Below are 11,701 nucleotides of genomic sequence, written 5' to 3'. Positions count from 1 at the left end.
CCGCCGACCGGCCCGGCGTCCAGCGGGCGCGGCCGTGCTGGACACCGGTGGGCGCCGACCCGCCGGCGCGGGACGACGACCCGGACGGCCTCGACCGGACGACCTCGACCCGGACGGCCTCGACCCGGACGACGCCGCGCCGGTCCGCGGCTGGGCCTCAGCGGCCGTCGGGGGGCACGACCGCGCCGTTCGGCGCCGGCCGCGGCGCGGGCACCTCCGCGGGGGCCGGCGGGGGCGCCGCGCGCTCCAGGAAGCGCAGCAGCTCCACCGGGAAGGGCAGGACGACCGTCGAGTTCTTCTCGGCGGCCACCTCGACCATCGTCTGCAGCAGGCGCAGCTGCAGCGCGGCCGGTTGCGCGGCCATGACCCCGGCGGCCTGTGCGAGCTTCTGCGAGGCCTGCAGCTCGCCCTCGGCGGTGATCACCCGCGACCGGCGCTCGCGCTCGGCCTCGGCCTGGCGGGACATCGACCGCTTCATCGACTCCGGCAGCGCGACGTCCTTGATGTCGACGCGGTCGATGTGCACGCCCCAGTCGACGGCGGGGGAGTCCAGCATCAGCTCCAGGCCCTGGTTGAGCCGCTCCCGGTTGGAGAGCAGGTCGTCGAGGTCGCTCTTGCCGATGATCGACCGCAGCGACGCCTGGGCGACCTGGGCGATCGCCGCCTGGTAGCTCTGCACGTCGACGACCACCCGCACCGGGTCGAACACCCGGTAGTAGACGACCGCGTCGACCTTGACCGTCACGTTGTCCCGGGTGATGCCCTCCTGGGCGGGGACCGGCAGGGTGACCACCTGCACGTTCACCTTGTGCAGCCGGTCGACGCCGGGCCGGATGAGGGTCAGGCCGGGCGGCCGGGGCTCGCCGAGCAGCCGCCCCAGCCGGAGCACCACGCCGCGCTCGTACTGCGTCACGACCCGCACGCTGCTCCCGCCCAGGAGGAGCAGCACCACCAGCACGACCGCCAGGATCACGAGGATCGCGTCCATGTCGTCCTCCGTCGCCGTCCCGGTGCGAGCCGCGGACGCACCGGTGACGCGGGGGTCAGCGTAGGCCCGCACCGGGCCCCGCGGAACTGTTCGACGAACGATCGTTGCTTCTAGAGTGGGCGGGTGGATCCCCGGGCGGACCAGGTCGCCGCCGTCGCCGCGCTGGCCGAGCCCACCCGCCGCCGGCTGTACGACCACGTCGTCCGCCAGGCGGAGCCGGTCGGCCGGGACGAGGTGGCCGCCGCCCTGGGCGTCCCCCGGGCGACGGTCGCCTTCCACCTCGACCGGCTGGTGGACGACGGGCTGCTCGACGTGCACTTCGAGCGGCGGTCCGGGCGCACCGGCCCGGGCGCCGGCCGCCCCGCGAAGCTCTACCGGCGGTCGGGGGGCTCGGTGGCGGTCTCACTGCCGGAGCGCCACTACGACCTGGCCGGCGAGTTGCTCGCCGCGGCCGTGACCGAGGCCGAGGCGTCGGGCGAGCGGCCCGCGGCCGTCCTCGACCGGCGGGCGCACGCACGCGGGCTGGAGCTCGCCGCCGCCACCGACGGGGCCGGTGGCCGGGAGGCCGTGCTCCGCGTGCTGGAGGCCCACGGCTACGAGCCGCGCGTCGACGGCGACGCGGTCACCCTCCGGAACTGCCCCTTCCACACCCTCGCCCGCGCTCACACCGAGCTGGTCTGCGGCATGAACCTGCGGCTGCTCGAGGGTGTGCTCGACGGCGTCGGGCCCAGCGGGCTGACCGCCCGGCTGCAGCCGGAGGACGGCGCCTGCTGCGTGCGCCTGGACGGCACGCGCGACGGTTGACAGACCGGGCGGCCGGGTCTCTACTGCCAACCACCGTTGGTGATAGAGGAGGTCCGATGACCACCCACGCGCTCCGACGCACCGCCGCCCTCACCGCCGAGCCCGCCGTCCCCGGCCACCGCCGGGCCCTCCGCTTCGTCCGCGAGACCGGGGCGGTGGACCTGCCCGCGGCCGAGCGGGCGGTCGCCCAGCTGCTGCGGGCGCTCGGCAGGGACCCCGCCGACCCGCACCTGGCCGAGACGCCGCGCCGGGTCGCCGACGCCCTCGCCGAGCTGCTCACCGGCCGGCCCTTCGAGCTGACCACGTTCCCCAACGACGGCGGGTACGACGAGCTGGTCGTCGCCACGGGCATCCCCGTCCAGTCGCTGTGCGAACACCACCTGCTGCCCTTCACCGGCACCGCGGCGATCGGCTACCTGCCGGGCGAGCGGATCCTCGGCCTGTCCAAGCTGGCCCGGGTGCTCGAGTCCTTCGCCCGGGACCTGCAGGTGCAGGAGCGGCTCACCCAGCAGGTCGCCGACTGGCTGCGGGACCACCTCGCGCCCCGCGGGGTGGGCGTGGTCATCGCGGCGGAGCACCAGTGCATGACGCTGCGCGGGGTGCGCGCCACCGGGTCCCGCACGATCACCTCCGCCCTCCACGGCGTGCTGCGCGACGACGCCCGCTCCCGGCAGGAGTTCCTCGCGCTGACCGGCGCCGTGCCGGGCACGGCCGCCTGAGGGGAGGCGGGACCCGTGGACACCCCCTTCGTGGTCGTCGGCGGTGGCCTCGCCGGCGCGAAGGCGACCGAGACCCTGCGCGCCGAGGGCTTCGACGGGCCGCTCGTGGTCGTCGCGGGCGAGCCCGAGGTCCCCTACGAGCGCCCGCCGCTGTCCAAGGGGTACCTGCTCGGCACCACCCCCCGCGAGGCGGCGCAGGTGCTCGACCCCGGCTGGTACGGCGAGCACGACGTCGACCTGCGGCTGGGCGTGCGCGCCGTCGGGCTCGACCCGGGCGCGCACCGGCTGACCCTGGACACCGGCGAGGAGCTCGCCTGGTCGCGGCTGCTGCTGGCCACCGGGTGCTCGGCCCGGCGGCTGCCCGTGCCCGGCGCCGGCCTCGACGGCGTCCGGTACCTGCGCACGCTCGCCGACGCCGACCGCCTGCGCGCCGACCTCACGGGTGGTGGCCGGCAGGTCGTGGTCGTGGGCGCGGGGTGGATCGGGCTCGAGGTGGCGGCCGCCGCCCGCACCCAGGGCAACGAGGTGACCGTCGTCGAGCCGCAGCCCACGCCCCTGCACGCCGTGCTGGGCCCGCGGATGGGGGAGGTGTTCGCGCGCCTGCACCGGCGGCACGGTGTCGACCTGCTCACCGAGACCACCGTGCGGGAGATCCGCGGAGCCGGCGGGCGGGTCACCGCGGTGGTGACCGACCGGGACGTGGGGCTGTCCGCGGACCTGGTCGTCGTCGGCGTCGGCGCCGTGCCGAACACGCAGCCGGCGGCCTCGGCGGGACTCGACGTGGACAACGGCGTGGTCACCGACCACGCGCTGCGGACCTCCGCGCCCGGCGTGTACGCCGCCGGTGACGTCGCGGCGTCGTTCCACCCGCTCTACGGCCGGCACCTCCGCGTGGAGCACTGGGCCAACGCGCTGCACGGCGGCCCGGCCGCCGCGCGCTCGATGCTGGGGCAGGACGTCCCGTACGACCGCGTGCCCTACTTCTTCACCGACCAGTACGACCTCGGGATGGAGTACTCCGGGGTGAGCGCGCCCGGGGACACGGTGGTCTGCCGCGGCGACCCGGACGACGGCGGGTTCATCGCCTTCTGGACGTCGGACGGCCGCGTCACCGCGGCGATGAACGTGGACGTCTGGGACGTCACCGCGCCCCTGCAGGCGCTGGTCCGCAGCCGTCAGCGGGTGCCGGCGGCCGCGCTCACCGACCCGGACGCGCCCCTGGAGTCGCTCGTCGTCTGACCGGCCCACCGGGTGGGGCGACACGGGGCGCCCCACCGGTGTGCCCGGCACCCGGACCGGGCAGGCTGTGCACGGACGACACGGCGACGAGACGAGCGGATCCGATCATGGCCAGCATGGACCGGCAGCAGGAGTTCGTCCTGCGCACCCTGGAGGAACGCGACATCCGCTTCGTGCGGCTGTGGTTCACCGACGTCTCGGGCTACCTCAAGGCGGTGGCCGTGGCGCCGGCGGAGATCGAGGCGGCGTTCGCCGAGGGGATCGGCTTCGACGGCTCGGCGATCGAGGGCTTCGCGCGGGTCTACGAGTCGGACATGCTCGCCAAGCCCGACCCGGCCACCTTCCAGGTGATGCCCGCGACCAAGGGCCAGCCCAGCGACACCGCGCGGATGTTCTGCGACATCACGCTGCCTGACGGGTCGCCGTCGTGGGCGGACCCCCGGCACGTGCTGCGCCGGGCGCTGTCCAAGGCCGCGGACATGGGGTTCACCTTCTACACCCACCCCGAGGTCGAGTTCTTCCTGCTCAAGGACCTCCCCACCGACGGGCGGCCGCCGGAGCCCGCCGACACCGGCGGCTACTTCGACCTGTCCACGCACAACGTGGCGCACGACTTCCGCCGCGAGGCGGTCTTCGCGCTCGAGGCGATGGGCATCTCGGTGGAGTTCAGCCACCACGAGGTCGCGCCCGGCCAGCAGGAGATCGACCTGCGCTACGCCGACGCCCTGTCGATGGCCGACAACGTGATGACGCTGCGGCACGTCGTCCGGGAGGTGGCGCTGGCCCAGGGCGTGCACGCGACGTTCATGCCCAAGCCGTTCACCGACCTGGCCGGCTCGGCGATGCACACCCACGTGTCGCTGTTCGAGGGCGACCGCAACGCCTTCCACGACCCGTCGGACCCGATCCGGCTGTCGGCCACCGGGCGCCAGTTCATCGCGGGGCTGCTCACCCACGCCCGCGAGTTCACCGCCGTCACCAACCAGACGGTCAACTCCTACCGGCGGCTGCTGGCCGGCACCGAGGCGCCGACCGCGGCCACGTGGGGCCGGGCCAACCGCTCGGCGCTGGTCCGGCTGCCCTCCTACAAGCCGAACAAGGGCCAGTCGGCGCGGATCGAGGTCCGCTCGCCGGACTCCGCCTGCAACCCGTACCTGACCTTCGCCGTGCTGCTGGCCGCCGGGCTGCGCGGCATCGAGAAGGGCTACGACCTGCCGCCGGAGGCCGAGGACGACGTCTGGTCGCTCACCGACACCGAGCGCCGCGCCGCGGGCTACGAGGACCTGCCGGTGTCCCTGGGCGAGGCGCTGACGGCGATGCAGGGCAGCGAGCTGGTGGCCGAGACCCTCGGCGAGCACGTCTTCGAGTTCTTCCTCCGCAACAAGTGGGAGGAGTTCAACTCCTACCGGCAGAACGTGACGCCCTTCGAGCTCAAGCGCTACCTGCCCGGCCTCTGAGCCGATAGCGCTACAAAGGCCCCCCAGGGCCCCGCCGTCCGCGCGCGGGCGGCGGAGCGGGGCGCCGGCACGGGCGCGCACTAACCTCGGCACCGTGCCGGAGACCCCCGCCCGCCTGCTCGTCGTCGTCCCCAGCGACACCGCCCCGCCCGCACGGCTGGGGGACTGGCTGCGCGCGGCCGGCCTCGAGCTCGACGAGCGGCACCTCGACGCCGGCGACGAGGTGCCGGCCGACCTGACCGGCTTCGACGGGCTGCTGGTCACCGGCGGCCCGCAGTCCGGCCTCGACGACGACGCCACCAGCGGCCTGGGGCCGGTCCGCGCGCTGCTGGCGAGGGCGCTGGCCGACGACGCCCCGACGCTGGCCATCTGCCTGGGCGCCCAGCTGCTGGCCCAGGCGGGCGGCGGGCGGGTGCGCGAGGGGATGGAGGGCCCGGAGGTCGGGGCGCTGCTGGTGGCCAAGCGGGACGCCGCGGCCGGGGACCCGGTGTTCGGCCCGCTCCCGCTGTCGCCCGACGTCATCCAGTTCCACCACGACGAGATCAGCGAGCTGCCGGCCGGTGCCACCCTGCTGGCGAGCAGCCCGGTGTACGCCCACCAGGCCTTCCGGGTGGGCCGGCACGTCTACGGGCTGCAGTTCCACGTCGAGACGACGCCGGAGATCGTCCGCGAGTGGGCCGAGCGGGACACCGTCGGCGTCGCCGCGAGCCCGTACGACCGCGAGACGCTCTGCCGGCTGACCGACGCGGTGCACCCGGACCTCGAGGAGGTCTGGGCGCCGTTCGCGGCCCGCTTCGCCGACCTCGTCCGCGCGGGCCGCGGCGCCGCGGTCTGAGCCGGTGACCGCATCCCGGGAGGTGCCCCGCCGCGCGGTCGTGCGGCTGGCCCGCTTCGGCTTCGAGGACGGCGAGAAGGCCGCGCTGCTGCTGTCCGACCCGGCCCTGGGGCTGTGGGACCTCGAGCGCAACGAGCCCGCCGACCCCGAGGCCGGCCCGGTCGTCTCCGCGCTGGCCCGCGCCGGCGACCCCGACCTCGCCGTCCGCTCGCTGGCCCGGCTGGTGGAGGCCCTGGACGCCGCCGACGACACGGGCGGGGCGGCCGCCGGCCTGCTCGCCCGCCTGCGCGGCTCGGGCGCGCTGCGCACCCGGCTGCTGTCGGTGCTCGGCGCCAGCGCGGGCCTGGCCGACCACCTCGCCGCCCACCCCCGCGACTGGACCGTCCTCGACTCCGACGGCCGCGGCGCGGTGCGCCCCGCCGCGTACGCGCTGGAGCGGCAGATGCTCGCCGCCGTCGGCGCCGACCCCGACGACCCGCCGTGGGGCGTCCGGCTGGGCAGGGCCGCGCCGGACGCCTCGCCGCAGCGGGTCGCCGCGCTGCGGCTGGCCTACCGGCGGGCGGTGCTGGACCTCGCCGGCCGCGACCTGGGGGAGGGGCTGTCGGCCGAGGACGTCGCCGCCGAGCTCGCCGACGTCGCCGCCGCGGTGCTCACCGCCGGCCTCGCGCTCGCCGTCGCCGAGCAGCCCGAGGGCGCGGCACCGTGCCGGCTGGCGGTCATCGCGCTCGGCAAGACCGGGGGGCGGGAGCTCAACTACGTCAGCGACGTCGACGTGGTGTTCGTCGCCGAGCCCGTGGACCCCAGCGACCCGGAGGCCCCCGCCCTGCAGAGCGCCACCCGGGTGGCCGCCGCGCTCATGCGGATCTGCCGCGAGGCGGCCTGGGAGGTCGACGCCGCGCTGCGCCCGGAGGGGAAGGCCGGGGCGCTGGTGCGCACCCTCGCCGGCCACACCGCCTACTACCGGCAGTGGGCCAGCACGTGGGAGTTCCAGGCGCTGCTGAAGATGCGCCCGGTGGCCGGCGACCCCGACCTCGGCCGCGGCTACGTCGAGGAGCTCTTCCCGATGGTGTGGGAGGCCGGCGACCGCCCCGGCTTCGTCGCCGAGGTGCAGGCCATGCGGCGGCGGGTGGAGGACAACATCCCGCCGGCGCAGGTCGACCGGGAGATCAAGCTCGGCCGCGGCGGCCTGCGCGACGTGGAGTTCGCCGTCCAGCTGCTGCAGCTGGTGCACGGGCGGGTCGACGTCCGGCTGCGGGTCGGCGGCACGCTGCCGGCGCTGCACGCGCTGCGGGCCGGCGGCTACGTCGGCCGCGACGACGCCGACACCCTCATCGCCTCCTACCGCTTCCTGCGCACCGTCGAGCACAGGCTGCAGCTGCTGCGGCTGCGCCGCACCCACCTGCTGCCCACCGACGAGCAGCAGCTGCGCTGGCTGGCCCGCTCCCTGGGCTACAAGCCCGACGCCCGCGGCACCGCCGTCGACGTGCTGCGCGCGGAGATGGCCCTGCACACCCGCGAGGTGCGCCGGCTGCACGAGAAGCTCTTCTACCGGCCCCTGCTGTCGGCGGTGGCGCGGGTGCCGGCCGAGGCCGCGCAGCTGGGCAGCAAGGCCGCCGGCGACTGGCTGCGCGCGCTCGGGTTCGCCGACCCGCAGGGCGCGCTGCGGCACATGGGCGCGCTCACCGGCGGGGTGTCCCGGTCGGCGTCGATGCAGAAGTACCTGCTGCCGGTCGTGCTGCAGACCCTCGCCGACTGCTCCGACCCCGACGCCGGGCTGCTGGCCTACCGGCAGGTCAGCGAGGCCCTCGGCGGCAACCAGTGGTACCTGCGGCTGCTGCGCGACGAGGGCCAGGTGGCCGAGCGGCTGGCGCGGCTGCTCGGGTCGAGCCGGTTCGTGGCCGCGCTGATCACCCGCACCCCCGAGGCGCTGCGCATCCTCGCCGACGACGACGAGCTCGAGCCGCGCAGCGCCGACTCGCTGGCCGGGGCCTGGCGCGCCGCCGCCGGCCGCGCCGCCGACCCGCAGGCCGGCGTCACCGTCCTGCGCGGCCTGCGCCGGCAGGAGCTGCTGCGGATCGCCTCGGCCGACCTGCTCGGCCTGCTCGACGTCGTCCGCGTGGGGCAGGCGCTCACCGACGTCGCCGTCGCCACGCTGCAGGCCGGGCTGGACGTCGCCGTCCGCGCGTGGGCCCGCGAGGCCGGCATCGACCCGGCCGACGTGCCGATGGAGCTCGCGGTCATCGGCATGGGCCGGCTCGGCGGCGGCGAGATGGGCTACGGCTCCGACGCCGACGTGCTGTTCGTCCACCGCCCGAGGGCCGTCGGGGACGGTGGGTCGGGGGACGGCAGAGCGGACGAGGCGAAGGCGACCCAGGCGGCCAACGCCGTCGCGCACACGCTGCGCCGGCTGCTCGGCGAGCCCGCTCCCGACCCCGCCTTCGAGGTCGACGCCGACCTGCGCCCGGAGGGCCGGCAGGGCGCGCTGGTCCGCAGCCTGGACGCCTTCCGCGAGTACTACGAGCGCTGGGTGTCGGTGTGGGAGGTGCAGGCGCTGCTGCGCGCGGCGCCGGTGGCCGGCAGCCCCGAGCTGGGCGCGGCCTTCGTGGAGCTGGTCGACCCGCTGCGCTACCCGGAGGGCGGGCTGTCCGCCGAGCAGGTCGCCGAGATCCGCCGGATCAAGGCGCGCGTGGAGCGGGAGCGGCTGCCGCGCGGCGCCGACCCGGCCACCCACACCAAGCTCGGCCGCGGCGGCCTGGCCGACGTCGAGTGGACCGTGCAGCTGCTGCAGCTCCAGCACGCCGCGGCCGTCCCCGGGCTGCGGGAGCCCTCGACCGTCGGCGCGCTGGCCGAGCTGGCCGGGAACGGCCTGCTGACCGTCGAGCAGGCCGGGTCGCTGCGCGACGCGTGGGAGCTGGCCAGCCGGGCGCGCAACGCCGTCTTCCTCGTCCGCGGCCGGCCCGGCGACCAGTTGCCCCGGCCCGGGCTGGAGCTGGCCGGGGTCGCGCGGGCCAGCGGGTACGGCCCCGACGTCGACCCGGGGCAGTTCCTCGACGACTACCGGCGCACCACCCGGCACGCCCGCGGCGTGGTCGAGCAGGTCTTCTACGGTCAGCCGCCCGGCTGACCCCCGGGTGTGCGGGGCGCGGCGGCGGGGCACGGGAGGGGAGTGAGCTCAGCCGTCCCCGCCGACGACGCCGGCCTGCCCGACGAGGACGCCGTCCCCGGCGCCACCATCACGCCCTACCGCGACGGCCCGCTGATCGTGCGCGGCGACTTCCGGCTGGTCGACCAGGACGGCGCCGAGATCGACCCGGGCCGGAAGACGGTGGCTCTGTGCCGGTGCGGCAAGTCCGGCATCAAGCCGTTCTGCGACGGCAGCCACAAGCGTTCGGGCTTCTCCGCCCCGAGCGCGCCGAGCCGGCCCCGGCCGGCCGCGGCGATCCTGCGCCAGGCCCGCCGCCCGGACCCCGCACCGTCCGCGGAGGGGGCACCTGACTGACCGGCCGCCTCCGGTGCCGGCACGCACCCGGTCACGAGGCAGTGACGGTCACGCCGGGTGATCGGTGCGCTGCGCGCCGTACGACGGTGCGGCACCGTGCAGGCGTGCGTAATCCACGCACCCCCGGCCGTGGAGGGGTCACCCGACCGGGTGACGACCGGGCTGCACGCGCAGCCGACGCGGTGCGGTCCGTCACCCGATCGGGTATCTGAGGACACCCCGGCGGTGACGGAGGGTCACCCCCGTGCGGCGCGTCCCCCTTGTGACGCCGCGGAGGCCGCCGAGGTTGTTGACCGGTCGTCCACGACTTCGGAGCGTTGCCCCGTCCGTGCCACCGGTGCTGAGGACGCCCGTGGCGACGCCGACCGTGTGGTTCGACACCCGGGGGGACAGTGCGCATCCGTGTGGGCGAGCCACGCCCTCCCGACACCTCCCGGGTGGACCGGGTGGCGGAGGTCGTGTCCCGGCGCGGAGCCGTCCTGGCGTGGATGCGGTGGGGTGGTCGCGTCCTCGCCGGTGCAGCCCTCGTCGTCGGCTGCTGGGCGCTCCTCGCCCTCCTCGCCCCGGCGGCGTCCGCCGGTCCCGGGACGACGGGCACCCCCGGGCCCGGGCCGTCCTGCCCCCACGTCGAGTCCGCCGGCGACCAGCGTCATCCCCAGCGGGACCCGCACGGGGCGGAGGCAGGGTGCGCCGGCCGTCCGGGACCCGCCGCGCACCACGACGTGACCGGCGCCGTCCCGCCTCCTCCGGAGGAGGCGCCGGTCCCGGCGACCACGGAGCCCCCCGCACCTGCCCCGGTGGACGAGCCACCCGCTCCCGACCCGGTCGCGCCTCCCGAGGAGCCGGTCGCTCCCGAGCCGGTCGCGCCTCCCGAGGAGCCGGCCCCTCCCGAGCCGGTCGCGCCTCCCGAGGAGCCGGTCGCTCCCGAGCCGGTCGCGCCTCCCGAGGAGCCGGTCGCTCCCGAGCCGGTCGCGCCTCCCGAGGAGCCGGCCCCTCCCGAGCCGGTCGCGCCGCCGCGGCCGGAAGCGGTCACCGGGGTGCCCCACGCGTCCGGGGCGGCCGCGCCGTCACCCGGTACGTGCGTGCCGACGGGGACGAGGCTCCCGGTGAGGGCCGGCACCAGCGGGCCGGGATCCCCGCCGCCCGCGACCGGTTGCCCGGTAGCCCGCACGGACGACGGGCCCGCGGCCACGGCAGGCCCCCCGGCCGGCACGGTCGCGGCGTCGTCGGACAGCACCGGATCCGGGGCCGGAACGGCCGCCGGGATCCTCGCCACCGGGACACCGGCGCCCCAGCCCGCGGCCGCTGGTGCGCCGACCGACGGGACGGCGGACACGGGCGCACCGGCCCCGCCGACCCCGGGAACCGGCGGACCCGCGAGCACGCGAGGAGTGACGGCCGACTCGGGGACGGCGCCTGCCGCCACGCCCGACGCCGGACCGTCCTCGACCGCCCCGACCGACGAGACCGCGCCGACGGGGACGGCCACCGCAGCGGCCCCGGAGCCTGCGGTGCCACAGCCCGCGCAGCCCCCGGTGACCGCCCCCGACGACGCTCCGGTTCCGCCCGTCCCCTGTCAGCAGCCGGGCGCCGACGACGGGTCGGCACCTGCCTCCGGTCTCGCCTCCGACGGTCTCGCCTCCGACGGTCCCGCCTCGGACGGTCCCGCCTCCGACGGTCCCGCCTCCGACGGCCCCGCCGAGCCCGGTGACACCGTCCCCGCACGGTCGGGGGCGCCCGGTCCCGCCGCGGCGCCGGCGCCCTCCGGGCAGGCCGACACGATCACCCCCCGGGTCCCGGTCGCCCCGCTGCAGGGCCACCTGCCCGAGCACCAGGCCGTGGCCGTCGCCGGCGTGAGCGCCGGGTCCTCCAGCGCCGGGTCGAGCTCCTCGGGGAGTTCCCCGACCCTGCCCGCAGCCGCGCTGACCGGGCACTGGCCGCCACTGCTCGGCGGGGTCCCCGTCTGCCCGGGGCGCGACCCGGGCGCCGCTCCCGGTGGTGACGCCGACGCCCCGGGCTCCCGGCCCGACTGACCCGCGGGACCCGGCTGCACGCGTGCCGGACCACCGGTGCCTGACGCGCCCGCCGCACCGACGCCGCGCGTCCACCGCTGCGCCCGCTGAGGCGGTGCGCACCCCCGTCCCACCGCTCGCCCGCCCC

The 11,701-nt window shown here is 77.0% G+C and carries 8 protein-coding genes; 7 read left to right on the top strand and 1 reads right to left on the bottom strand.

The annotated features are described in order from the left end of the window. Positions 1 to 157: 157 nt before the first annotated feature. Positions 158 to 988 (bottom strand): slipin family protein, encoded by an 831-nt coding sequence (locus ACI796_RS14735; protein ID WP_456941976.1) that lies wholly within the window; start codon positions 986 to 988, stop codon positions 158 to 160. Between the two features lie 123 nt (positions 989 to 1,111). Between ACI796_RS14735 and ACI796_RS14730 the strand changes: the two genes are divergently transcribed. The 7 genes from ACI796_RS14730 (at position 1,112) to ACI796_RS14700 (ending at position 9,541) form a co-directional block, all read left to right on the top strand. Beyond that, positions 1,112 to 1,792: a helix-turn-helix transcriptional regulator gene (locus ACI796_RS14730; RefSeq protein WP_456941975.1), complete on the top strand. Its 681-nt coding sequence runs from the start codon at positions 1,112 to 1,114 to the stop codon at positions 1,790 to 1,792. A 56-nt stretch (positions 1,793 to 1,848) separates the two neighbouring features. Then, positions 1,849 to 2,511 carry a GTP cyclohydrolase I FolE gene (gene folE / locus ACI796_RS14725; protein ID WP_456941974.1) on the top strand — a complete coding sequence of 221 codons (663 nt, stop codon included), beginning with the start codon at positions 1,849 to 1,851 and terminating at the stop codon, positions 2,509 to 2,511. 15 nt (positions 2,512 to 2,526) lie between these two features. Continuing rightward, positions 2,527 to 3,750: an NAD(P)/FAD-dependent oxidoreductase gene (locus tag ACI796_RS14720; RefSeq protein WP_456941973.1), complete on the top strand. Its 1,224-nt coding sequence runs from the start codon at positions 2,527 to 2,529 to the stop codon at positions 3,748 to 3,750. A gap of 107 nt (positions 3,751 to 3,857) precedes the next feature. Next, on the top strand, positions 3,858 to 5,207 hold the full coding sequence (glnA, locus tag ACI796_RS14715; RefSeq protein ID WP_456941972.1) for a type I glutamate--ammonia ligase: 1,350 nt from the start codon (positions 3,858 to 3,860) through the stop codon (positions 5,205 to 5,207). 94 nt (positions 5,208 to 5,301) lie between these two features. Continuing rightward, on the top strand, positions 5,302 to 6,042 hold the full coding sequence (locus tag ACI796_RS14710; protein ID WP_456941971.1) for a type 1 glutamine amidotransferase: 741 nt from the start codon (positions 5,302 to 5,304) through the stop codon (positions 6,040 to 6,042). Positions 6,043 to 6,046: 4 nt separating this feature from the next. Beyond that, positions 6,047 to 9,166, top strand: coding sequence for a bifunctional [glutamine synthetase] adenylyltransferase/[glutamine synthetase]-adenylyl-L-tyrosine phosphorylase (locus ACI796_RS14705; protein ID WP_456941970.1), 3,120 nt, complete (start codon positions 6,047 to 6,049; stop codon positions 9,164 to 9,166). A gap of 42 nt (positions 9,167 to 9,208) precedes the next feature. Next, the gene (locus tag ACI796_RS14700) at positions 9,209 to 9,541 is read left to right on the top strand and encodes a CDGSH iron-sulfur domain-containing protein (protein WP_456941969.1); all 333 of its coding nucleotides are present in this window, start codon (positions 9,209 to 9,211) and stop codon (positions 9,539 to 9,541) included. Positions 9,542 to 11,701: the final 2,160 nt, after the last annotated feature.

This window comes from Geodermatophilus sp. SYSU D00525, from assembly GCF_054050475.1.
The sequence above is the reverse complement of the archived record's forward strand: the minus strand, read 5'-3'. Positions and strand labels throughout refer to the sequence as shown.